The organism is Pseudomonas sp. YY-1 (genome assembly GCF_002843095.1).
GTDB classification, from domain to species: domain Bacteria; phylum Pseudomonadota; class Gammaproteobacteria; order Pseudomonadales; family Pseudomonadaceae; genus Aquipseudomonas; species Aquipseudomonas sediminis_A.
This window is the reverse complement of the sequence record NZ_PJLX01000023.1, coordinates 12,533-35,306: the sequence shown is the minus strand read 5'-3', so window position 1 is coordinate 35,306 and position 22,774 is coordinate 12,533. Positions and strand designations below refer to the sequence as shown.

Below are 22,774 nucleotides of genomic sequence, written 5' to 3'. Positions count from 1 at the left end.
TGCTCCCAGCCGCGCCGCAAGGCGTTCATGGTCGGTTCTCCCGAATGGAAAGGGCGTAGGGTGGGACGGTAGCCGGCCCACCGGTTACAGCGTTGATCGACGCCCGTCGCGGGCGTCGTGGTGGGTCAGAGCATCGACGCTCTGCCCACCCTACGGCTCTCCGGCCTTATTACTGGTTGGCAGCTTGCGCGGCCTTGATCAGGTCAGCGCCGATCTCACCTTCGAACTTCTTCCATACCGGCTGCATGGCATCGCGCCATTGGCCACGCTGCTCAGGAGTCAGGGTCAGGATCTCGGTGGTGCCTGCTTCGGCGATACGCTGCTTGTCGCCTTCGTTGAGGGCGTCAGCCTGCTTGTTCACCTCGACGGTGACCTCGGCGATGATCTTGTCCAGTTCGTCGCGTACGTCAGCCGGCAGACCGTCCCAGAACTTGGTATTGGTGATCAGCATGTAGTCCAGCAGGCCATGGTTGGACTCGGTGATGTACTTCTGTACTTCGTGCATCTTCTGGCTGTAGATGTTCGAGTACGGGTTCTCGGCACCGTTGACAACGCCAGTCTGCAGGCCTTGGTATACCTCGGCGAAGCTCATCTTGCGCGGGTTGGCGCGCACGGCCTTGAACTGCTCTTCCAGTACGGCAGAAGCCTGTACGCGGAACTTCAGACCACGGGCGTCTTTCGGCTCCAGCAGTGCCTTGTTGGCCGACAGCTGCTTCAGGCCGTTGTGCCAGTAAGCCAGGCCGGTGATGCCCTTGTCGGTCATCGAGGTCAGCAGTTTCTGGCCTTCCGGACCTTTCTGGAAGCGATCAACAGCTGCCATGTCGTCGAACAGGAACGGCAGGTCGAATACCTGCAGCTGCTTGGTGTAATGCTCGAACTTGGCCAGGGACGGGGCGATGAGCTGGACGTCGCCGAGCAGCAGCGCTTCCATTTCCTTGCCGTCGCCGAACAGCGAGGAGTTCGGGTAGACCTCGACCTTGACCTTGCCAGCCAGACGCTCTTCAGCCAGTTGCTTGAACAGCACGGCACCCTGACCTTTCGGGGTGTGCTCGGCAACCACGTGGGAGAACTTGATGACGATCGGGTCGGCAGCGTGAACTACGCCAGCGATGGACAGGGACAGGGCGCAAGCCAGCGCCTTGGCAGTCAGTTTGAACATGCGGATGCTTCCTCTTGTTGTGTTTATCGCATTTGCGCCGGGGCGCAGCTGACGAACGGACAAGAGCAAGTCTAGGCGGCTTGGAGAAAAACGCCGGTGGCATTAGCGAGGCCTGGACTTGTACTTGTGGGTTCGCTTGACGTTAGCCTAGAGCAACCCTTGTGCCAGTCTGCGATATGCCGACCTTGCGTGCCGTGCAAAGGCCCATGGCTGCGGGCTTCTATGCTTCTTTACCGGCCCTCTGATCGGCGTATGAGCCCGCCAGCGTCAGGTATGGATGGCTGAAAATGGCGGTTTGCCGCCAGTCAGTCGAAGTCCTCTGGCGAGCTTCCGCCAGCGCCTGAGAAATTCAACCCATGTTTGCGCAGTTTGTCGTGCAGCGTCTTGCGTGGCACGCCCAGCGCTTCAGCCAGGCTGCGCAGCGAGCCGTGCGGGCGGCTCAGCTCGGCAGCGATCAGGGCGCGTTCGAAGGCTTCGACTTGTTCGCTGAGCCCGCCGTTGACCGGCGGCAGGTTTGGCGCGTTGCTGTCGAGAGCCAATTCCAGGCCCAGGGCGAAGCGCTCGGCGGCGTTCTGCAACTCACGCACGTTGCCTGGCCATGGATGACGCAGCAGCAAGGCGCGCTGTCCCGGCTGTAGCTCTCGCGGCGCCAAGGCGTGGCGGGCGGCCGCCCCATCGGCGAAGTGCTGGAACAGCAGCAGGGCATCCTCGCCGCGCTCGCGCAGCGGTGGGATGGACAACGGTGCGACGTTGAGGCGGTAGTAGAGGTCGGCGCGGAAACGCCCGGCATCGGCGGCCTGACGCAGATCTTCCTTGGTCGCGGCGATCACGCGGATATCCAGCGGGATCAGCTGATTACCACCGAGGCGCTCGACCACACGCTCCTGCAGCAGGCGCAGCAGCTTGACCTGCACATCCATGCTCATGCTCTCGATCTCGTCGAGGAACAGGGTGCCGCCGTTGGCGAACTCGAACTTGCCGATGCGCCGTTTCTGCGCGCCGGTGAAGGCGCCAGCCTCATGGCCGAACAGCTCGCTTTCCACCACCGACTCGGCCAGTGCACCGGCGTTGATGGCGACGAAGGGCCCTTCGCGGCGGTTGGACAGGTCGTGCAGAGCGCGTGCGACCACCTCTTTGCCGGCTCCGGTCTCGCCGAGAATCAGTACGTCGGTGGCGATGCTGGCAAGTGCACCGATCTGCTCGCGTAGGCGCTGCATGGCCGGCGATTGGCCAACCAGGCGGCTGGACAGTTGCTGGCGGTCATTGAGCGCCATGCGCAGACTGCGGTTGTCCAGCACCAGGCGGCGCAGCTCCAGCGCACGGCGTACGCTGTCGAGCAGGTCATCGTTGGCGAAAGGTTTTTCCAGGAAGTCGTAGGCGCCAGCGCGCATCGCCTGCACGGCCAGCGGCACGTCACCATGGCCGGTGATCAGCAGCACGGGCAGCTCGGCATCACGCTCGCGCAATTGCTGCAGCAGTTGCAGGCCATCGATGCCGGGCATGCGGATATCGCTGACTACCACGCCTGGCCAGCCTGCGGGAATACGTGCGGCGAGACCCTGCGCATCGCCCAGGCTGATGACCTTGAGCCCGGCCAGGTCGAGCGTCTGGCTGAGTGCCTGGCGCAGATGGGCGTCGTCGTCGATCAGCAGTACCTGAATGCGGCTGTCGATGGCGCTGTCGCTGGTCATGGCGAGGGGTCCTCTGAAGGTTGCAGGTTGACGCCGGGGCTGGCCAGGCGCAGACGCAGGGTGATCAGTGCACCGCCGGCCGGATGATTGGCCAGCAGCAGTTCGCCGTCCAGCGCACGCACCAGACTATCGCAGATGGCCAATCCGAGCCCCAGGCCCTGGGCGCTGGTCTTGGTGGTGAAGAAGGGCTCGCGCGCGCGCGCCAGCGATTCGGGCGAGAAGCCTGGGCCATTGTCACGCAGCAGCAGGTGGAGGTGCTCGGCTTGAAGTTCGATGCTGATCCAGATGCGTCTAGGAGGGGCTTTATCGATCAGCGCATCGAGCGCATTGCCGAGCAGGTTACCGAGCACCTGGCGCAGGCGCGTCTCGCCGGCCTGGACCCAGAGCGTGGCGTCCGGCAGGTCGCGGATCAGCTCGACATCCATCGCCCGGCGGCGTTTGGCCAATAGCGCCAGAGCATCATCCAGTGCTGGCTGCAGGGCAACCCGCTCCGGCGCGTGGCGGTCGCGGCGGGCAAAGGAGCGCAAATGGGTGATGATCGAAGCCATGCGCTCGGTCAGCTCGCTGATCAGCTTGAGGTTGGCGCGAGCATCGTCGCTGCGCTGATGATCGAGCAGGGTGCTGGCGTTCTCCGCGTAGCTGCGGATCGCCCCGAGCGGCTGGTTGAGTTCGTGACTGATGCTGGCGCTCATGGTGCCGAGCGCCGACAGTTTACCGGCCTGGACCAGCTCGTCCTGAGCGCGCACCAGCTCCTGCTGAGCCTGTTCACGCTCGAGCACTTCCTGCTTGAGGCGGCTGTTGAGCAGCTCCAGATCATGCGTTCGTTCTGCGACGCGCTGCTCCAGTTCGGCCTTGGCGCGAGCGTCGAGGGCGATGCGCTCCAGGTAGTGACGGCGCCGCAGGATCAGCAGGCCAAGCAGCAATAGCAGCGCCAGAAGTGCTGCCGCCCCGACGGCCACGGCACTGCGCACGGGGCGATCGAGCAGGATGCGTGGGGCGAGAATGCTCACCGTCCAGCCGGTTTCTTCCAGGGCACGGCTTTGCGTCAACCAGGCGTTGGGGTCGATATCGAGCAGGGGCGGTGCCTGAGTCGGGTAGGGTTGGTTGGCGGCGATGGCCGACTGCTCGACGCGGTCCAGCGGGCGGCTGGAGTGGAAGCGCCAGTCCGGGCGCGAGGTAAGAATGACCACGCCGTTGGTGTCGGTCACCAGCAACTGTTCCGGCGTGTTGCCCCACAGGGTCTCGGTGTGGTCGAGGTCGACCTTGACCACCAGCGCGCCGATGTTGTGCTCGTCCTCGCGCACCGGGTAGGCGAAGTAGTAGCCGCGCTTGCCAGACGTTGTACCCAGGCCGAAGAAGCGCCCCAGGCGCCCGGCCAATGCTTCGCGGAAATACGGACGGAAGGCGAAGTTGCCGGCGACGAAGCTGTCGGGTTTGTCCCAGTTGGAGGCGGCCAGGGTGACGCCGCGCGGGTTCATCAGGTAGATCACGTCGGCGCCGGTCTGGCTCTTCACGCGGGCCAGCAAGCGGTTGGCGTTGTCCAGCGCGCCGGGGTCTTCAGGGGCATGCAGGGCGGCGCGCAGGCCTGGTAGATCGCCAAGAATCTGCGGTAGCACTTCGTAGCGGCGAAGCGTGCCGAGCAGGTTGGCCACATACAGATCGAGGGTTTGCCGATTTTGTTCGATCAGCACTTCGCGGTAGTAGCGCTCGGCCAGGAAGTGGACCGGCCACAGCAGTGGCGCAAGCAGCAGCGCCAACAGCACGAGGCTGCGCCAGCGCAGGCGACGGGGAGTGGCAGTGTTCGTGCTCATGGCAAACCGTGCAGAAATGATCGGCGCATTATGCACGTTAAGCGCGCGGCCGGTGATGGGCACTGGCCGCGCGGATGAAACGCAGGGACTCAGTTCATGCGTTGCAGGCAGGCGTCCAGGGCGGTGTGCCAGTCAGGTAGGCGAACCTGCCAATCCTGCTCCAGGCGGTTGCCATCCAGGCGTGAGTTGAGTGGGCGCTGCGCCGGCGTTGGGTACTCGCTGCTGGGGATGGGACGCAGCCTGGCGCAGGGCTTGCCGGCTGCACGCAGGCGTTCGGCGATGGCACTGGCGAAGCCGAACCAGCTGGTTTCGCCCTGGCAGGTCAGATGGTAGGTGCCCCAGTGATTGCGCCCCTGCTGCCACTTGTCGATCAGCTCTGCAGTGGCGCTGGCGATACTGCCGGCCCAGGTCGGTGCGCCGATCTGGTCGTCGACCACGCTGAGCTCCTCGCGCTCCTGCAGCAGGCGTTGCATGGTGAGCAGGAAGTTGCGCCCGTGCTGCGAGTAGACCCAGCTGGTGCGCAGGATCAGGTGATCGCAGCCGCTGATGCGCAGCGCCTGTTCACCGGCCGCCTTGCTGGCGCCATAGACGCCCAACGGATGTGGCGTGTCGGCTTCACGGTAAGGCGTGGTCTTGCTGCCATCGAAGACGTAGTCGGTGGAGTAGTGAATCAGCGGAATGTCCAGTTCGAAGCAGGCATCGGCGATAGCACGGGGCGCATCGGCATTGATGGCGAAGGCCAGCTCGCGTTCCTGTTCGGCCTGGTCGACGGCGGTGTACGCGGCGGCATTGATTACCAGCGCCGGTCGCTCGCGCAGGATGATGTCGCCCAGGGTTTCCGGGCGCGACAGGTCGAATGCCTGCCGGCCGAGACTGATCAGTTCATGCTTGTGCAGGGCCAATTGCAGCTCACGGGCGACCTGGCCGGTGTGGCCGCTGATCAGAATCTTCATGCGAAGGTCTCGGCATCGGTAAGGCTCAGGCCCTGTTGGTCCTTGGCCGAGAGTTGTGGCGACAGGCCGTCGAGCGGCCAGTCGATGGCCAACTGTGGGTCGTCCCAGCGAATGCAGCGCTCGTGAGTGGGCGCGTAGTAGTCGGTGGTCTTGTAGAGGAACTCGGCGTACTCGCTGAGTACCAGGAAACCGTGAGCGAAGCCCTCCGGCACCCACAGCTGGCGTTTGTTCTCGGCGGACAAATGCACGCCGACCCACTTGCCGAAATTCGCCGAATTACGGCGTACGTCGACCGCGACGTCATAGACCTCGCCGGCACTGACGCGCACCAGCTTGCCCTGGGCCTGCTGCAGTTGATAGTGCAGGCCGCGCAGCACCCCGCGCGCGGAACGCGAATGGTTGTCCTGGACGAATTCACGGGTTACGCCGGTGGCTTCGGCAAAGCGCCGTGCGTTGAAACTCTCGTAGAAGAAGCCGCGCTCGTCACCGAATACCTGGGGTTCGAGAATCAGCACTTCCGGCAGTGCGGTTGCGATCACTTTCACAGCGATTCCTCCGCCAGTTTGTAGAGGTACTGGCCGTAGCCGGTCTTGCCCAGCGCCTTGGCGCACACGAGCAGTTTGTCGCGGTCGATCCAGCCCTGCTGATAGGCGATTTCTTCGAGGCAGGCGACCTTCAGGCCCTGGCGTTTTTCCACTGTTTGTACGTAGTGCGAGGCATCGAGCAGGCTGTCGTGGGTGCCGGTATCGAGCCAGGCGAAGCCGCGGCCGAAGCGCTCCACGCGCAGGTCGCCGCGGGCCAGGTAGGCATTGTTCACGTCGGTGATTTCCAGCTCGCCACGCGGCGAGGGCTTGACCGCCTTGGCGATCTGCACCACATCGTTGTCATAGAAATACAGGCCGGTCACAGCAAAGCTGGACTTGGGTTGTGCCGGCTTCTCCTCGATCGACAGCGCATTGCCAGCCGCATCGAATTCGACCACGCCAAAACGTTCGGGATCGCTGACCCAGTAGCCGAAGACCGTGGCGCCGCTGTCGTGGCTGGCTGCGCGCAGCAGCTTCTCGGTGAAGTGCTGACCATGGAAGATGTTGTCGCCGAGGATCAGGCACACCGAGTCGTTACCAATGAACGACTCGCCGATCAGGAAGGCCTGCGCCAGGCCATCAGGCGAGGGTTGCTCGGCATACTGCAGTTCGATGCCGAACTGGCTGCCATCGCCGAGCATCTTGCGGAAGTTGGGCAGGTCTTCTGGGGTGGAGATGATCAGAATCTCGCGAATGCCGGCCAGCATCAGCACCGACAACGGGTAATAGATCATCGGCTTGTCATAGATTGGCAGCAACTGCTTGGAGACGCCGAGGGTGATGGGGTGCAAGCGAGTGCCGGAACCGCCGGCGAGAATGATGCCTTTCATTATTCCTGCTCCTTAGAGTGCGCCGAGTCGCTGACCCTGATAGCTACCATCCTGCACGCGGCGGCACCAGTCGAGATTGTCCAGGTACCACTGCACCGTCTTGCGTAGACCGGTTTCGAAGGTTTCCTGCGGTATCCAGCCCAGTTCGCGCTCGATCTTGCCCGCGTCGATGGCGTAGCGCTGGTCATGGCCCGGGCGATCCTGCACGTAGGTGATGAGGTCTTCATAGCGCGCGATACCGGCCGGCTTCTGTGGTGCCAGTTCCTCCAGCAGCGCACAGATGGCGCGTACCACATCGAGGTTCTTCTGCTCATTGTGGCCGCCGATGTTGTAGGTCTCGCCGACCTTGCCCTCGCTGACCACCTTGAGCAGGGCGCGCGCGTGGTCTTCCACGTACAGCCAGTCGCGCACTTGCTGACCATTGCCGTAAACCGGCAGCGGTTTACCCGCCAGGGCGTTGAGGATCATCAACGGGATCAGCTTTTCAGGGAAATGATAGGGACCGTAGTTGTTCGAGCAGTTGGTGAGCAGCACTGGCAGACCATAGGTGCGCTGCCAGGCGCGCACCAGATGGTCGGACGCCGCCTTGCTCGCCGAATAAGGTGAGCTGGGCGCGTAAGGGGTGGTTTCGGTAAAGAGATCGTCGACGCCATGCAGGTCGCCGTACACCTCGTCGGTGGATATGTGATGGAAGCGAAAGGCCGCCTTGCGCTCAGCGCTCAGGCCAAGCCAGTAGGCGCGGGTGCTTTCCAGCAGGCTATAGGTACCGACGATATTGGTCTGGATGAACGCGGCCGGGCCATCGATGGAACGGTCGACGTGGGACTCGGCGGCCAGGTGCATGATGGCGTCCGGCTGGAACTCGGCCAGTGTCGCCGCGACGCATTCGCTGTCGCCAATGTCGACCTGGACGAAGCGGTAGCGCGGGTTGTCATCAACGGGTGCAAGCGATTCCAGGTTGCCGGCGTAGGTCAACTTGTCGAGGTTGAGTACCTCGTGTTCGGTATTCTGAATCAGATGACGAATCAGAGCTGAACCGATGAAGCCGGCACCGCCGGTAATAAGGATGCGCATTGATATTGTCCCTGGCGAGTGGTGGCGAAGGCAGCCTTGGAAGAGCTGATGAGCGTTGTTTTGACTCGGCTGTGTATGAGTCGACCAAGAAGAGGCCCTGCTCGGCCGTACGGCAGAGCCTTTGATGGCGCATCTTTTACATCAAATTGATTAAGTTGAGCGAGTCGTTTCGATTGGCCAACAGGTATAGGGAATAAGGTTATCTCAAAGGTGATTTTTGCTGAATTTCTGGCGCCAGAAATTAACTGTGCCATTCATTATTGTGGATGTTGAAATGCCACTATAAAAGTGGTTAAGTCACGGCATAAGAGTTTCCGGCGAAATTCTGTCGCCTTCTTTCTACTTTGGTGTATTTCTGCCTATTTTTTGACGTCAGCAGATTTTTGTGAGCGAAAATTGAGGCGGGAGTGAATTTCATGCGTCTGCAGTCAGCCGGTAGTTCCTTACTGGCGCGCCCTGGCTTCATCCAGTATTTCTTGGCGGCTATGCGCTTGGTTCATGGCGTAACTGCTGCTTTGCCAGGGTTTTTGCTTCTCATATGGCTTTCTGATGAGCCAGCTTTGACGCAGAGCTACGCCACGATACTGCTCTTTTTCGGCGTTCTGACTGTAATGATGTTCCAGGCCCTAGGCGTCTATTCGGAGGAGATCTTCAGTCGCCTGCTGCGTTTTCGCATGATGTTTTTCGCCTGGTCTGCAGCGTTCTGTCTGTTGCTTTTTATGCATCAGGCTCTGGCCATGTTCAGCTTCATGGAATGGCACTTCCTAAGTGTCTGGTTTCTAGCCAGTCTCTTTGCTTTTGGTGCTGAACGGCTAGTACTGTTGGCCATCTTTCGGTACTGGATGCGCGCTGGGCAATTTCTACAAAGCGCGGTCATTCTGGGGGCGACTGAAAATGGCCTGCGCCTGGCGGAATTCATGCAGCGTCATAGTGACATTCGCTCTGGGTTGATCGGCTTCATCGACGACCGTATTGGTCGTTTGCCCGATACGTTGGGTGGCCTACCGCTGCTCGGAGATAGCCGTGCGCTCGAGCGTTTAGTGCGTCAGGACCGCGTAACTCAAGTGTTGGTGGCTCTGCCTTGGTCCGCCGAAAACCGCATCGGTCAGATCGTGCGCGAGCTGCGCAAGCTCCCTGTGAACGTCCTTCTGGTACCGGACATGCTTGCCTTTCGACATGCGCGCAATCGCATTACCGAGGTTGCGGGGCTGCCGATGTTCAACGTCTCGGAAAGGCCGCTCGACGGCTGGTCTCCTTTGATCAAGCGGCTCGAGGACCTGCTCCTGGCGCTGCTGGCTCTGGCCTTGGCCCTGCCATTGATGATCTTGGTCGCTCTGGCTATCAAACTCGACTCTCCCGGGCCTGTGCTGTTTCGCCAGAAGCGTTACGGCTACAACAACAAGCTGATCGAAGTGTTCAAGTTCCGCTCCATGTACTGCGACCGTTCCGACGCCAACGCCGAGAAGCAGACCACGCGCAATGATGACCGAATCACTCGTGTTGGACGCTTCATTCGCAAGACCAGCCTGGATGAGCTGCCGCAGCTGTTCAACGTGCTGCTCGGCAGTATGTCGATGGTCGGGCCGCGTCCGCATGCGACCGCCACCAAGGCGGCCGGTATCCTGTTCGAGGATGCGGTTAAGGAGTACACCGCGCGTCATCGAGTCAAACCCGGTATTACCGGCTGGGCGCAGATCAATGGTTATCGTGGTGAAACAGACACGCTGGAGAAAATCGAGAAGCGCGTCGAGTTTGACCTGCAATATATCGAGAATTGGTCGGTGTGGTTCGATCTGTACATCCTGTTCCGCACCTTGCCTGCGGTCATCTTCACCCGTGAGGCCTACTGATGAGTGCCCTGATTCCCTGTATCGTCGCCGGCGGGGCTGGCACACGGCTTTGGCCGGTTTCACGCGAGGCCATGCCCAAGCCGTTCATGCGTCTGGCCGACGGGCGCAGCCTGCTGCAGAAAACCCTGGAGCGTGTTGCCGGCTTGGATGACGTCGCCCAACTGCTGACGGTGATCAATCGCGAGCTGTTGTTTCGTACGCTGGATGACTATCGCGTGCTGAATCAGGGGCGTCTGGGGCTGGACTTTCTCCTCGAACCCATGGGGCGTAACACTGCTCCGGCGATTGCTGCTGCGGCGCTGCACGTTGTGCGTCACTACGGCGAAGACGCCCAGATGCTGGTGTTACCTGCTGATCATCTGATCCGCGATCAGGCCGCTTTCGTCGCGGCGATCGAGCGGGCTCGTGCGCTGGCTGAGGCTGGCTGGCTGGTCACGTTCGGTATCCAGCCGGATCATGCCGAGACTGGCTATGGCTATATTCAGCAAGGCGAGGAGTTAGAGGGCGGTTTCCGTGTCGCCAGCTTTGTCGAAAAGCCCAATCTAGCGACAGCCGAAGCCTACCTGGCTGGTGGCAAGCATTTGTGGAATGCCGGCATGTTTTGCTTCCGCGCCGATGTACTGCTGCGTGAACTACGTGAACATGCGCCGCAGGTCGTCGAGGGTGTGGAGAAGTGTCTTGCCTTGAGCGCGCAGGCGCAGGGCAAGCAGGGTGTGCAGTGTGAACTGGATGCTGACAGCTTCGCCGAAGTGACCGATATCTCTATCGACTATGCCCTGATGGAGCGCTCGGCCAAGGTCGCCGTGGTGCCTTGTGATCTGGGCTGGAGCGATATCGGCTCCTGGCAGGCGTTGCGCGAATTGACGCCAGCAGATGCCAACGGCAATCAGGTCAACGGCGAGGTTATTCTGCATAACGTGCAGGGTTGCTACATCGACTCGCCCAAGCGCCTGGTCGGCGCCGTTGGGGTGCGCGATCTGGTCGTGGTCGACACTCCTGATGCCTTGTTGATAGCTGATGCTCACTGTACGCAAGATGTTAAATTCATCGCTCAAGAGCTGAAGAAGCGCGGTCACGATGCCTATCGTTTGCACCGTACCGTGACTCGCCCCTGGGGTACCTACACCGTTCTGGAAGAAGGCTCGCGCTTCAAGATCAAACGCATCATGGTGCGCCCCGGTGAGTCACTTTCACTGCAGATGCACCATCACCGCAGTGAGCACTGGATCGTCGTCAGCGGCATGGCTCGGGTAGTCAATGGCGAGCGCGACTTTCTGCTCAATACCAACGAGTCGACCTTCATTCCTGCGGGGCATCAACATCGTCTGGTCAACCCAGGAGTGATCGACCTGGTGATGATCGAGGTGCAGAGCGGTGAGTACCTGGGGGAGGACGATATCGTCCGTTTCAACGATATCTATGGTCGTGTACCGGTCAGCGAGAAGAGCAACTGATGCGTGTTGCCTTGATCATCCCGACTCGCAACGCAGGCGCTCACCTTGATCGTCTGTTACCTGCGATCGCGATGCAGACATTGCAGCCAGATGAGTTTCTGGTGGTCGACAGCGCATCTGGTGATGGCACGGTGGCGCGCTTCCTTGAATTCGGTGCACGGGTCGAGGTTATCGAGCCTAACCAGTTCAACCATGGCGGCACACGGCGTTGGGCCAGTCAGCAGGTCGAGGCCGATGCACTTATCTATCTGACGCAGGATGCGATTCCGGCCAACGCCGATACCTTCGCCAATATCGTTGCCGACCTGCATGCCGAGGTCGATATCGGCGTCGCCTATGGTCGGCAGTTGCCGCACCCGAATGCCGGTTTGCTGGGGGCGCAATCGCGGCGCTTCAACTACCCCCCGCAAAGCCGCACCAAGCGCATGAGCGATGCGCAGGAGCTGGGCATCAAGACCTGCTTCAGCTCCGACTCGTTCTCGGCATACCGGCGTGATGTGCTGTTCGCCGTGGGCGGCTTTCCCGAGGATGTGATCGGCAGCGAAGACGCCTACGTCGCCGCGCGTATGCTGCTCAGCGGTCATGCGGTGCGCTACGCGGCCACGGCGACCGTGCAGCATTCGCACGATTACACCCTGCTCGAGGAGTTTCGCCGTTACTTCGATATCGGCGTGTTCTACGGGCGGGAGAACTGGATCCGTCAGGCCTTCGGCTCGGCGGGCGGTGAGGGCAAGCGTTACGTCAAGGCGGAGCTGCAGACGCTGATGGCGGCCGGTGCCGTCTGGCGAGTTCCAGAAGTATTGCTGCGTAGCGCCGTGAAGTTGCTGGGCTATCGCATAGGGCAGGGTGAGCGCCATCTCGACGTGGGATTGAAGCGGCGCCTGAGCATGTTTCCGGGGTACTGGAAGTGATGAATGTTAGGGTTTTGAAGGAAATGTCCCATATGAAAGCGTTTCTGCTGCTTGTTCTGACGCTGGGCTTGACGGCCTGCACCACGCCAGCACGTATCGGCCTGCCGGACTCCGACACTGTCGACGCCGGCCATGCGGCAGCATTGACCCTGGCGGATCTGCCGCCCGCGCAGGAGCGCATCTATCCCGGCGATACCCTGCGTATCGTCCGCGAGAGCGGGGAGACTCCAACCATTTCCGCCTTCACGGCCAACTCCATCTACGAGCTCACCCTGTACACGGTGCTCAATGATGGCACCTTCTCCTACCCTTTCATCGGCAAGGTCCAGGCCGGTGGCAAGACGCCGGAGCAACTGTCGGCCGACCTGGGACAAAGGCTCACGCCCTACTACCGTGAACCCGGAGTGACGGTGAACATCAACCAGGCGCCGGGCAACACTGTGTTCGTCGGTGGCTCGGTGCGCAACCCGCAGCCCTATTCGACGAGCGTGGCGACCACCCTGGAGCAGGCCATACTCACCGCCGGTGGCGTCATGCCCAATGCCGACAGCCGCAATGTGGCCTTGCTGCGCTCGGATGCCGAGGGGCGCTACAAGACCTACTTCGTCGATTTCAGTCAGTTGCTCATGGCTGGCGACCAGCCGCGCCAGGCCATCGCGTTGCAGCGTGGTGACGTGGTCTTCGTGCCTAAGTCCGGTGTGGGTGACCGCATCGAAGGTGTCGATCTGTATCTGAACCAGTTGATCCCCTTCACCAAGTCGATTGGTATCGGAGCCAACTATGACCTCCGTAACAACAACTAATCGCTAGGGACAGCTCTCATGATCGAAATCCGCACATTCCGTGATCTGCTGCGCCTGTTCTTCATCTTCTTCCGGGAGTTCAAGCTGGCGGTGATCGCCACTCTGGTGGTCGTGCTGCTGGGGGCCTTCCTGCTACCGACCTCCTTCGAATCCAGCGCGCGTCTGCTGGTGAAGCCGGGGCGTGATACCAATACGCTGCCCATCGAAATGGCTGATCGTCAGTCGATCGTCCTGCCCGCCACGCAGCGTGACCCGATTCTCGATGAGGAACGCATGCTCACCGGCCGGCCGATCAGCCGTCAGGTGGCGGAGCGCTATCTGGAGCAGTTGGCCAATGCGCCGCGCCCGGAAGGCTTTCTGGCAACGCTGAAATACTACGTCGGCCAGGTGACTGGCGGTGCCATCGAACTGGTGCGCAGCTTCCTGCAGTTGATCGGTCTGTCCGAGGATCAGACCCCGGTCGACCGCCTGGCCACTAAGCTTGAAGACAAGTTCAGCGTCACTCACGCGTCGGGCTCTTCGGTGATGGAAATCCGCTTCCGCTGGAGCGACCCGGCTGTGGCCCAGTCGGTGGTGCAGAGCTGGGTCGAGCTGTACATGGAAGAGCGTACCCGCGCCCTCGGCCGGCGCAGCCTCTATGATTTCTACCTGAACCAGAGCGATGCCAGTGCGGCCGAGATACTCAAGCTCAAGAAAGAGCTGGCCGAGAACATGGAGCGTCTGGGCGCCGTGGAAATCGAGGCGCACCTGGGCAACCTGTCCGACCGGATCAACCAACTTCGTAACGATCGCTTCAACTCGCGCCGTCTGATCTCTTCGACCGAAGGCAGCCTGGCGACCCTCGAACAACAGATCAAGGATCTGCCGAGGGAGATCCGCACGGTACGTGAGATCGCCCTCAACCCGGTGCATCAGGACCTATTGCGGACGCTCAATGGCAAGCGCGCCGAGCGTCAGGACCTGCTGCGCACCTTCACCGAAAATGCTCCGCCGGTGAAGAGCATCGACGAGACCATCGCCAATCTGGAAGCCATGGTGAAGAGCGAGGCCGCCACCGTACAGGTCTCGCAGAACCAGGCGCCGAACCCAATTTCCGAGCGTCTGCGCAGCAATTTCATGGACCAGCAGTCCGATCTGGCGCGACTCAAGGCCCAGCTGGTGCGTCAGGAGGAACAGCTCAAGCAACTCGAGGCAGAGCGTACCAACGTTATGTCGCAGGAGCCGGAACTGGCCCGTCTGCAGCGTGAGCTGACTGCCGCCGAGAAGAACTTCGTGCTGTACAACGAGAGCCTGGAGAAGGCCCGCATCGACCGGGAGCTGGACAACAGTCGCATCAGCAACATCGCGATGATCGAGCAGGCCACCTACAACCCCAGCCGGGTCTTCCCCAAGAGCATCCTGATGATCCTGCTGGCACTGCCGCTGAGCATTCTGGTCGGCTTCCTGGCGGTCTATATCTGCTATCTGCTGGATCAGCGCATTCACGACGGTGGCCGCTTCGCTGCCAGGTTCGGTATCCCGCTGTGGACCACGTTGCCAGAGGTGTCTGGCGATGTCAGCCAGAACAGCGCGTTCCTGGCGGCCCTGTATCGTCTGTATGGCCTGTTGCCGCTGGATCAGCTGGATGAACGCGGGCTGGTGTTCGGTCTGACGTCGGCGCGTCGTGGCGAAGGCGTCAGTTTCATCATCGACAAGCTGCGGCGTCTGCTGGAAGAGCGCGGCCACAAGGTGCGGGTTGGCGGTGCGCCGGCGCAGCCGGGTGAGGTAGTGCTGCTCGATGCCTCGGCGCTGCTGTCCAATCCCGAAGCCTTCGTCAGTCTGCGCGGTGCTGATCTGGTAGCGCTGGTGGTCGAGGCTCAGCAGAGCAACATCCCGACCGTGGCGCATGCCATCGGCGTGCTGAATACCGCGTTCAACAAGATCGACGGGGTGATCATCAACCGCCGTCGGTTCGAGGTTCCCGATCGTGTTCTGCGGGCCATGGCCAAGGTCAGGGGCGCGGCCTGATGCGCGTTGCCCTGCTGGCGCCATTGCCGCCCGAGCAGACCGGGATTGCCGATTATGCGGCAGTACTGAAGATGGCCCTGGAATCGACCGCGATAGAAGTGGTCACGCCATTGGCCGGCTGCGGCAATGACCATCAGCGGGCGCTGCAACGCGTCGCCGATTTCGACTGGAGTGGTGTCGACTTGGTGCACGGCGAGCTCGGCGGTGGCCGCCTGGCCGAGTTCCATGCCCTGCGCGCTCTGCGTGCGCGTTTTCCGCGCCTGCCGCTGACCGCGACCGTGCATGACCCAGAGCGCCTGGTCTGGCGTCGGGCATCCTTGCCCTGGCCACTGTCCCTGGCGCAGTCATGGCCGTCGCCCTGGCCACAGGCGGCGACGGTGCTGGCCGATCCCCTGTGCCTGCACGAGGAGCGCCAGCTTGCCGGCAGTCTAGATGGCTTGGTCACGCTGACCGATACCGGGCGTCGCTGCCTACAGCGGCGCATGCGTCTGCCTGCGGGCAAAGTGCATGTCATCGCCCATGGCAACCAGGCGGTGGCGCCTGTCGCGCTGCCACCGCTGGGGCCCATCCGCCTGCTGTACTTCGGCTTTATCTACCGCGGCAAGGGTATCGAGGATCTGCTCGATGCCTTGGCGCTGGTGGTCAGGCGCCAGCCTCAACTGTTCGCTCGCGTGCGCCTGACGCTGGCCGGTGGCACCGCGCCCGAGATGGCGTTCGAGCCTGGGGAAAGTTACCTCGACCAGCTGCGCCGGCGTATCGTCGAGCAGGGGCTCGAGGCGCTGATCGAATGGCGTCTGGATCTGCCTGCCGAGGACATTGCCCCGCAGATCCAGGCGCACCATGTGATGGTGCTGCCGTATCGGGAGTCGAAGAAGCTCCGGCTGCTGGGCGAGCAACGTGGTACCAGCGGCGCGCTGTCATGGGCTGCGGCCTGTGGCCGGGGCGTGCTGACCTCCGATGCCCGGGCGTTTGCCGAAGAGGTGGCCACCGGCAATGGTGCGCTGTTTCCACAGGGCGATATCCAGGCTCTGGCCGACCAACTGGAGACCTTGCTGCTGCAGCCTGAACGCTGTCAGCAGTGGGCCGAACGTGCTGCGCAGATCGGTCACGAGCGCCTATGGCCGCTGACCGCCCAGCGGTTCAAGGCACTGTTCGGAAGCTTGTGCGAGGGCAGGGTTCATGCGTCGTAAACCAATTGTTCTGTCGGGGTTGCTGATAATCGGCATCCTGTTCGGCGTGGCCATCCTGGTCAGCCGCAACGCCGAGGCGGACGTCACCAGCCTCAAACCCAGCCGTGGCGTGGTCTGGAAGGACTTTCTGGGGGTCAACGCGCAGTTCCACTTCTTCCCCGAAGCGACCTACCGCAAGCAGATGGAGCGCCTGCGAGAGCTGGATCTGCAGTGGGTGAGGATCGCTATGCATTGGGCCATCCTGGAGCCTCAGCAGGGGCGCTATTACCCGCCGTTCGATGCCGCGACCAAGGTCATGGCCGAAGAGAAGCTCAAGGCCGTGGGCTTTCTGGCCGGCTCCGCCCCCTTCGCCACGAGTGCGCCGCGCAGTTCGCCCTATCAGGACTCCTTTCCGCCGAAGGACAATCGCCTGTACAGCGAGAGCCTGACCCGTTTCATCGAGCGCTACCCCGAGTTCGAGGCGTGGCAGATCTGGAACGAACCCAATCTGCCCTCCTTCTGGCGGCCGAAAGAAGACCCCGATGCCTATGCGGCTCTGCTGCATGATGCAGTGATGACGGTGCGCCAGCGTTTTCCCGAGAAAACCCTAGGCACCGCCGGCATGGCCTATTTCAGCCAGATGCCGTCGCGCGGCATGGAGCTGATGCTCAAGTCGCTGCTAGCCAAGGGCTTGGCCAGCGAGAACCTGGTCGTCGCCTACCATCCCTATACCGAGTACCCGGAAGGCAATACCGTCGGCAAGAACGAGTTTCTCGACACCGCCCGCTTCATCAATGGCGGCCTACGCAGCGAAGGGGTGAAGGAGATCTGGGCAACTGAATGGGGCTGGTCCAGCTACTCAGGACCGAAGGAGATGCAGGCGATCATCGGCATTTCCGGTCAGGCCGATTTCACTCTGCGCCGGCTGGCGCTGATGAGTGCGCTGGATTACGACCGGGTGTTCCTGTTCAACCTGAGCGATCTGGATTCCCGCGCCAGTGTGCGTGACCAGTCATACGGCCTGCTCGACCTCGATGGTCAGCCGAAGCCGGTGTTCCATGCCCTGAAAAACTTCCTCAAGGTCACCGGGCCGCGCCTGGAGCCTGCCGAGCCGCCGGCCTTCGCCAAGGCGCCGAAGGATCTCTACAGCGTTGCCTGGACGCGTGGCGACGGTAAGAAACTGCTGATGGTGTGGAGCGCCACGGCCGGCAAGCTGCAACTCGATGGCGTGCGCCAGGCCGTGCTGCACGACCCGTTGCGGGGTACCGAGCAGGCGCTGAAGGCGGATGGTGGATCGCTCGTGGTGGGGCTCAAGCCCAGTTTGCAACTGCTGGTATGGGACTGAGCTATGTCGTTGAGGATTCTCTGGGTGCTGCCGTATCTACCCTGGCCGACGAGCAGTGGCGGCAAGACGCGCCAGTTCCATCTGCTTCGTTCGCTGGCGGCGGCGGGGCATCGCATCACCTTGCTGGTACAGAGTAAGACGCCGCTCGATGAGGCGACACGTCAGGCGCTGCAGCCTCTGCTCGAACAACTGATTGTCATGCCGCGGCGAGCGCTGCGCAGCCCGACCACCCTGCTGGCCGTCGCCGCTTCGCCACTGCCCATGCTGGCCAGTATCAATGGTCACGCCCAGGCCTTGAGCCAGCGTTTCGCCGAGTTGCTCGAAGAGCAGTGGGACGTTGTGCAGATCGAACACAGCTACAGCTTTCAGCCTTATGAACAGGCGCTGCAGCTAGCCGCGCAGCCCTTCGTGCTTACCGAGCACAACGTCGAGTCGGCGCTCGGCGGCGCCACCTATGATCGCTTTCCGGCCTGGCTCAAACCGCTGGTAAGGCTCGATCAGTGGCGTTATCGCCGTTGGGAGCGACGGGTCATGAGCCAGGCCGCCCGGGTCGTCGCCGTGACCGAGGCCGATGCCCGCGTGCTCTCGGAGATTGTCGGGCGCCCAGTTCCAGTGGTGGTCAATGGTGTCGATGCCGCGCGTTACGCTCAGGTCAGCCCGGCTTATGCCAGCAACCGGCTGCTGTTCATCGGCAACTACGAATACCCGCCGAACGTAGATGCGGTGGAGTGGGCCATGGATGAAGTGATGCCGAGTGTCTGGCAGGCACGGCCCGATGCGCGCATCACCATCGCCGGCTATGCGCTGCCGGAGTCCTGGCGGCAACGCTGGCCGGACGCGCGCATCGACTGGCACGGCTTCGTCCCTGATCTGACCGCGCTGCAGGAGCAGGCGGCGGTCTTCTTCGCGCCGCTGCGCCAGGGTGGCGGTTCCAAGCTCAAGGTGCTCGAGGCCATGGCTGCCGGGCTTCCGGTAGTCACCACGGCGCAGGGCGTGTCCGGGCTTGCCGTGGTGGCCGGTATCGAATACGACGGTGGTGAGGATGCCGCAGCCCTGGCAGCGGCGGTGCTGCGCCAGCTGGCCGATCCTGGCGCTGCTGAGCGCATGGGCGCTGCCGGGCGGGCCTATGTCGCCCGTGCGCATGATTGGAGTGTGGCGGCCAGCCAGTTGCTTGCGGTATATCAGGCGGTGAATGGTTCCGGGAGAGCGGTATGCGAGTAGGCCTGGATTATCGCCCCGGGATCAGTAACCCCAACAACGGCATCGGTCGGCAGAACGTGGCCCTGGCCCAGGTGCTGGGCGAGTTGCCTGGCGTCGACCTGCATCTGTTTACCCCGGCACCGGCCGATCATCCGATGCGTGCCCGGGCACATTGCCCCGAGTGGGCAAGCTCGGTGGACGGGCAGCACCGGCTGCCCAGGCGTCTGCGCTTCGAACTCGGCTACATGCCCTGGGCGCTGAGGCGCCAGGGCATCGACGTGCATATCAGCACCTTCAACATGGGCCTGCCGTTGCCGCCACGGCCTGCGGGTGTGCGCTACGTGCTGCAACTGCATGACCTGTTCCAGCTGCACCTGAAGAACCGCCACAGCTCCTGGCTGCGAGAGACGGTCTACCGCATCAGCGACAACCTGTCGATCCGCTACTCGGTACAGGTTGCCGACCGTATCTGGACCCCTTCGCAATACAGCGCCGATGAACTGGCTCGCACCTTCCCGTCGGCGGCGCACAAGGTGCGCGTGCTGGCCAACCTGGTGCCGAGCAGCAACCTGATCCCTGTGCCGCCCGCGCAACCTCTGCCGACGCGTTTCTGGTTGCTGGTTGGCACGCGCGAACCACGCAAGAACGTGCCCTGGTTCATCGAAAACTGGCAGCAGGCGCGTCAGCGTGATCCGGCCATTCCCGATCTGGTGCTGGTCGGTGGCGGCGAATTCCTTCCCGTCGCACAGCAGGCGCTGGCCGGCATCCATCTGATGCCGGCGCTGGGCGATGCCGAGCTGCAGGGGCTCTACGCCGCGGCCGAACGCCTGTGGCAGCCGTCCTATGCCGAGGGCTTCGGCCTGCCGGTTATCGAGGCGATGGCGGCCGGTACTCCGGTGGCAGTGGCGAGCGGTACGTCGCTGGACGAAATCGTGCCGCCAGGAACACCGCGTTTCAGTCCCCATGACGGCGGTGCCTTGCTTGAGCTGATACATCGACTGGCTCAGCCAGCCGAGGCCGATCGCCAGGCCCTTCAGGAATGGGCCAGACGTTATTCGGAGCAGCCCTATCGCGCCCGCGTGAGCGAACTGCTACAGGAGTTGCAGGCATGACATCATCGTTCGGGCTTCCTGTCGCCGTCATTACCGGGCTGATCTTCGGCGTTCTGCTGTGGTTTCTGTCGCCGCTGAAGGTCGTCGTCCTAATCGTCGCGATGGTCATCGGCCTCAACCTGCTGCGTCGTCCGCTGCTCGGCCTGCTGCTGTTCGGGGTGATCGCCAACTTCCTGCCTTACTCGACCATCAACGTCGGGGTGAGGACCACGGTTTCCGAGCTTCTGATCCTGGTTATCTGGGCCTGCGTGCTGTTCCAGGCGGTCTTCGAGGGGCACCAGCGTGCGACTAGGTCCGGTAGTACGGAGCGGTACGTCCTGGCTCTGATCATATTCAGCGCATTCCCGTTCGTTGTCGGTCAGGTCATGGTGAACGCCGATGGCAGTGGTGTGGCCAACTGGCTGCGCTGGTTGGCCAACATGTCGCTGATCTTCCTGGTGTTCCGTCTGCTGCGCGATGGCGCCTCCAGGGAGTCGATGGTCCAGGCCATGCTGTTCGGTACGCTGGCGATGCTGATGCTGTCGTTGCCGATCTTCCTGGCCGAGCGCTCGGCCGCGGCGATCAATCCGTTGCTGACAAAGCTGGGCTACGCCGTCCTCGATGAAGTGATTGGCGACACCTCCGGTGCGGTGTTCCTGCGCATGGGCTCGCCCTGGGTCCACCCCAATACCCTGGGTGGGGCAATGGCGCTGATCCTGCCGCTGGCCTTCTGCTACGGCATCACTCGTCTGGGCTGGCAACGCGCGCTGGGTCTTGCCGTCGGTGGTCTGGGCGTGCTGGCGCTACTGCTAAGCGGCTCGCGTGGCGCCTTGCTGAGTCTGGCGGTGGTCCTGGTGTGGATGGCCATTCGCCGTGTGCCCTTCACGGGACGCCTTTTGCTGATGGGCTGTGCGGCGATGGTGCTGCTGGTGTTGTCCTATCCGCCATTACAGGAGCGGATCTCGACCATGTTCGAGTTCAGCGATGCCAGTACTTCGGTGCGTTTCGACGAGTACGCCAGTTTTCCGCGGGCAATGGCGTCCTACCCGCTAGGGATAGGTTTCAAGGTCGAACCACCGGTGCCGGGTACCGATCTGCTGGGTATCTCCAACCTCTGGCTGAACTTCATCTACAAGCTCGGGCTGCCGGGCATGCTGCTGTTCATCGCCGCGACCTGGAACTGGTGGAAAGAAACCCGGCCGAGCGGTAGCCGAACTGACCTCAATGCCGACAATGCAATCTGGCTCGGCAGCACGGCCGGGCTGCTGGCGGCACTATTCAGCGGCCTGTTCGACCACTACTTCGGTTTCCAGCCGGTTCTGGTTGGTCTGTTCTGGCTGCTTGTCGGAGTGAATCTGCTGGAGGCGCGCCGTCTGCGTGCCGAAGAAGGCATGACCGCTCACTCCGACAGTCGCGAGTGAGGACGCAAGAGTGTTTGGCTCCACTGCCTGGCTGACTCTGGCCACACTGATCGGGCTGGTCGCCGGTTTCGCCCGCGAGTGGCTGCTCATCCATGTCTGGGGCGCGAGCCTGCGCAGTGACGCTTTTCTGGTAGCGATCTTTCTGCCAGAGGCAGTGCGTATGGCGTTGGCGACCGGGCTGTTCAGCTCGGCGGCCCTGCCGCTCTATCAGACGCGTGATGCGCTGGCGCGCAGTGCCTGGCTGTCGGCCTTGAGCTGGCGCGTCATGGGTGTGGGTCTGGTGCTCGGATGCCTGCTCTATGTTGCAGCTCCTGTATGGGTCAGGGTGGTCGGGCCTGGTCTTTCTGAGGAAGGGCGAATGCTGGCCGGGCAAAGCCTGCAGCTTCTCGCCTGGTGCGTACCGGGTTTCCTGCTGCATGCCTTGCTGTGCATTCCGCTGCAGGCGCACGCCCGCTTCATCCTGGCCGGGCTGGGTTCGCTGTTGTTCAATCTGCCGCCGGTGATTTATCTGGCTGTGGCGTCTGCCGATGCCTCGCCGTCCGGGTTGGCGCTGAGCTGCCTGCTGGGCAGTCTGCTGATGCCGCTGGTGCTGATACCCGCGATGCGCGGGATGGGCTGGCGCCCGTGGCAGGTAAAGGCAGATCGAGATTGTGGCAGCGAGCTGTTGCGCCGCCTCGGGCCTTTGCTGATAAGCACGCTGGCCAGTCAGGGTCTGGCTCTGCTGGAACGGATGATCGCCTCGTTGCTGGGTGAGGGGGCTGTGACCTGGCTGAACTTCGCCCGCAAGCTGATCAACCTGCCGATGGTTGCCCTGATGAGCCTGAACCAGGTGCTGCTTGGTCTGATGGGCGGGCGTTCGGAGCAGGAGCGCCTGGCGCTGCTGCGCCGTGGCGTGGCGATGGCCACTCTGCTGACCCTGCCGGTCGCTTTTGGCCTGGTCGGTGCAGCAGAACCACTGATTCAGTTGCTTCTGCCTAGCCAGGCCAGCGGAGGCGTGCTTGCCGCATTGCTTGGCTGGTTCGGCCTGACGCTGCTTTTCGCTGCCTGGAATGCCTTGCTGGCACGTTATGCCTATGCGGTTGGCGATACCCGTCTGCCATTGGCTTGTGAGCTCAGCGGCAATGCTCTCAACGTTGTCTTCCTGCTGGCGCTGCCCTGGTTGCTGGGGCTCAAGGGCATTGCCCTGGCTGCGCTGCTGGGGGTGCTGCTGACCGGCCTGCTACTGATGCGCAAGCAGCGCCTGCTGCAGGCCATGGACTGGAAACGGCAGTGGGGGATGGGGTTGGCCATGCCGGCGCTGGCCCTGCTAATTCCTCTGGGAATTGCGCCAGGCTGGTGGCAACTGGGCGTTACTATGGTCGTCTCTGCCACGCTGATGCTAATGATGGTCGTCTGGCTCAAGCCCTGGCGGATGGCTTAGA

18 protein-coding genes are annotated in these 22,774 nt (G+C 62.4%); 11 read left to right on the top strand and 7 right to left on the bottom strand.

The features are described 5' to 3' along the window. Positions 1 to 169 precede the first annotated feature (169 nt). The 7 genes from dctP to rfbB form a co-directional block, all read right to left on the bottom strand. Entirely contained in the window at positions 170 to 1,159 is a 990-nt protein-coding gene (gene dctP / locus CXP40_RS23040; protein ID WP_064495042.1) for a C4-dicarboxylate TRAP substrate-binding protein DctP, read from the bottom strand. 305 nt (positions 1,160 to 1,464) lie between these two features. Continuing rightward, positions 1,465 to 2,850 (bottom strand): sigma-54 dependent transcriptional regulator, encoded by a 1,386-nt coding sequence (locus CXP40_RS23035; RefSeq protein ID WP_021490512.1) that lies wholly within the window; start codon positions 2,848 to 2,850, stop codon positions 1,465 to 1,467. Then, positions 2,847 to 4,661: an ATP-binding protein gene (locus CXP40_RS23030; protein WP_106735621.1), complete on the bottom strand. Its 1,815-nt coding sequence runs from the start codon at positions 4,659 to 4,661 to the stop codon at positions 2,847 to 2,849. Before CXP40_RS23030 ends, CXP40_RS23035 begins: the two co-directional genes overlap by 4 nt. Positions 4,662 to 4,750: 89 nt before the next feature. After that, positions 4,751 to 5,614 (bottom strand): dTDP-4-dehydrorhamnose reductase, encoded by an 864-nt coding sequence (gene rfbD, locus CXP40_RS23025; protein WP_106735620.1) that lies wholly within the window; start codon positions 5,612 to 5,614, stop codon positions 4,751 to 4,753. Next, complete coding sequence (rfbC, locus tag CXP40_RS23020) at positions 5,611 to 6,159, bottom strand: dTDP-4-dehydrorhamnose 3,5-epimerase (protein WP_106735619.1); 549 nt, start codon at positions 6,157 to 6,159, stop codon at positions 5,611 to 5,613. Before rfbC ends, rfbD begins: the two co-directional genes overlap by 4 nt. Beyond that, the gene (rfbA, locus tag CXP40_RS23015) at positions 6,156 to 7,028 is read right to left on the bottom strand and encodes a glucose-1-phosphate thymidylyltransferase RfbA (protein ID WP_106735618.1); all 873 of its coding nucleotides are present in this window, start codon (positions 7,026 to 7,028) and stop codon (positions 6,156 to 6,158) included. Before rfbA ends, rfbC begins: the two co-directional genes overlap by 4 nt. A gap of 12 nt (positions 7,029 to 7,040) precedes the next feature. Beyond that, positions 7,041 to 8,102: a dTDP-glucose 4,6-dehydratase gene (rfbB, locus tag CXP40_RS23010; RefSeq protein ID WP_106735617.1), complete on the bottom strand. Its 1,062-nt coding sequence runs from the start codon at positions 8,100 to 8,102 to the stop codon at positions 7,041 to 7,043. Between the two features lie 416 nt (positions 8,103 to 8,518). Between rfbB and CXP40_RS23005 the strand changes: the two genes are divergently transcribed. Genes CXP40_RS23005 through CXP40_RS22955 form a run of 11 tightly spaced genes read left to right on the top strand, consistent with a single transcriptional unit; the run spans position 8,519 to position 22,773 of the window. After that, a complete protein-coding gene (locus tag CXP40_RS23005) occupies positions 8,519 to 9,952 on the top strand; it encodes an undecaprenyl-phosphate glucose phosphotransferase (RefSeq protein WP_106735616.1) in 1,434 nt (477 codons plus the stop codon). After that, positions 9,952 to 11,406: a mannose-1-phosphate guanylyltransferase/mannose-6-phosphate isomerase gene (locus tag CXP40_RS23000; protein WP_106735615.1), complete on the top strand. Its 1,455-nt coding sequence runs from the start codon at positions 9,952 to 9,954 to the stop codon at positions 11,404 to 11,406. The genes CXP40_RS23005 and CXP40_RS23000 overlap by 1 nt, the downstream gene beginning before the upstream one ends. Continuing rightward, positions 11,406 to 12,317 carry a glycosyltransferase family 2 protein gene (locus tag CXP40_RS22995; protein ID WP_106735614.1) on the top strand — a complete coding sequence of 304 codons (912 nt, stop codon included), beginning with the start codon at positions 11,406 to 11,408 and terminating at the stop codon, positions 12,315 to 12,317. The genes CXP40_RS23000 and CXP40_RS22995 overlap by 1 nt, the downstream gene beginning before the upstream one ends. Before the next feature lie 32 nt (positions 12,318 to 12,349). Then, a complete protein-coding gene (locus CXP40_RS22990) occupies positions 12,350 to 13,120 on the top strand; it encodes a polysaccharide biosynthesis/export family protein (protein WP_106735613.1) in 771 nt (256 codons plus the stop codon). An 18-nt stretch (positions 13,121 to 13,138) separates the two neighbouring features. After that, positions 13,139 to 15,127, top strand: coding sequence for an exopolysaccharide transport family protein (locus CXP40_RS22985; RefSeq protein ID WP_106735612.1), 1,989 nt, complete (start codon positions 13,139 to 13,141; stop codon positions 15,125 to 15,127). Beyond that, a complete protein-coding gene (locus CXP40_RS22980) occupies positions 15,127 to 16,317 on the top strand; it encodes a glycosyltransferase (protein ID WP_106735611.1) in 1,191 nt (396 codons plus the stop codon). The genes CXP40_RS22985 and CXP40_RS22980 overlap by 1 nt, the downstream gene beginning before the upstream one ends. Further along, complete coding sequence (locus CXP40_RS22975) at positions 16,307 to 17,641, top strand: beta-xylosidase (RefSeq protein WP_106735610.1); 1,335 nt, start codon at positions 16,307 to 16,309, stop codon at positions 17,639 to 17,641. The genes CXP40_RS22980 and CXP40_RS22975 overlap by 11 nt, the downstream gene beginning before the upstream one ends. Positions 17,642 to 17,650: 9 nt before the next feature. After that, positions 17,651 to 18,862 carry a glycosyltransferase family 4 protein gene (locus CXP40_RS22970; protein ID WP_106735622.1) on the top strand — a complete coding sequence of 404 codons (1,212 nt, stop codon included), beginning with the start codon at positions 17,651 to 17,653 and terminating at the stop codon, positions 18,860 to 18,862. Next, positions 18,853 to 19,953 carry a glycosyltransferase family 1 protein gene (locus CXP40_RS22965; protein ID WP_106735609.1) on the top strand — a complete coding sequence of 367 codons (1,101 nt, stop codon included), beginning with the start codon at positions 18,853 to 18,855 and terminating at the stop codon, positions 19,951 to 19,953. The genes CXP40_RS22970 and CXP40_RS22965 overlap by 10 nt, the downstream gene beginning before the upstream one ends. Continuing rightward, positions 19,950 to 21,353 (top strand): O-antigen ligase, encoded by a 1,404-nt coding sequence (locus tag CXP40_RS22960; RefSeq protein WP_106735608.1) that lies wholly within the window; start codon positions 19,950 to 19,952, stop codon positions 21,351 to 21,353. Before CXP40_RS22965 ends, CXP40_RS22960 begins: the two co-directional genes overlap by 4 nt. Before the next feature lie 10 nt (positions 21,354 to 21,363). Next, complete coding sequence (locus tag CXP40_RS22955) at positions 21,364 to 22,773, top strand: lipid II flippase MurJ (protein ID WP_106735607.1); 1,410 nt, start codon at positions 21,364 to 21,366, stop codon at positions 22,771 to 22,773. The last annotated feature ends 1 nt before the right edge of the window (position 22,774 follow it).

Excerpts from the sequence above, each read along its gene's own strand:
- rfbD (WP_106735620.1), bottom strand. The coding sequence starts at position 5,614 with ATGAAGATTCTGATCAGCGGCCACACCGGCCAGGTCGCCCGTGAGCTG.
- rfbB (WP_106735617.1), bottom strand. The coding sequence starts at position 8,102 with ATGCGCATCCTTATTACCGGCGGTGCCGGCTTCATCGGTTCAGCTCTG.
- rfbA (WP_106735618.1), bottom strand. The coding sequence starts at position 7,028 with ATGAAAGGCATCATTCTCGCCGGCGGTTCCGGCACTCGCTTGCACCCC.
- CXP40_RS22985 (WP_106735612.1), top strand. The coding sequence starts at position 13,139 with ATGATCGAAATCCGCACATTCCGTGATCTGCTGCGCCTGTTCTTCATC.
- CXP40_RS22960 (WP_106735608.1), top strand. The coding sequence starts at position 19,950 with ATGACATCATCGTTCGGGCTTCCTGTCGCCGTCATTACCGGGCTGATC.
- CXP40_RS23005 (WP_106735616.1), top strand. The coding sequence starts at position 8,519 with ATGCGTCTGCAGTCAGCCGGTAGTTCCTTACTGGCGCGCCCTGGCTTC.
- CXP40_RS22980 (WP_106735611.1), top strand. The coding sequence starts at position 15,127 with ATGCGCGTTGCCCTGCTGGCGCCATTGCCGCCCGAGCAGACCGGGATT.
- CXP40_RS23035 (WP_021490512.1), bottom strand. The coding sequence starts at position 2,850 with ATGACCAGCGACAGCGCCATCGACAGCCGCATTCAGGTACTGCTGATC.
- CXP40_RS22975 (WP_106735610.1), top strand. The coding sequence starts at position 16,307 with ATGCGTCGTAAACCAATTGTTCTGTCGGGGTTGCTGATAATCGGCATC.
- CXP40_RS22965 (WP_106735609.1), top strand. The coding sequence starts at position 18,853 with ATGCGAGTAGGCCTGGATTATCGCCCCGGGATCAGTAACCCCAACAAC.
- CXP40_RS23030 (WP_106735621.1), bottom strand. The coding sequence starts at position 4,661 with ATGAGCACGAACACTGCCACTCCCCGTCGCCTGCGCTGGCGCAGCCTC.
- dctP (WP_064495042.1), bottom strand. The coding sequence starts at position 1,159 with ATGTTCAAACTGACTGCCAAGGCGCTGGCTTGCGCCCTGTCCCTGTCC.
- CXP40_RS22995 (WP_106735614.1), top strand. The coding sequence starts at position 11,406 with ATGCGTGTTGCCTTGATCATCCCGACTCGCAACGCAGGCGCTCACCTT.
- CXP40_RS23000 (WP_106735615.1), top strand. The coding sequence starts at position 9,952 with ATGAGTGCCCTGATTCCCTGTATCGTCGCCGGCGGGGCTGGCACACGG.
- CXP40_RS22990 (WP_106735613.1), top strand. The coding sequence starts at position 12,350 with ATGAAAGCGTTTCTGCTGCTTGTTCTGACGCTGGGCTTGACGGCCTGC.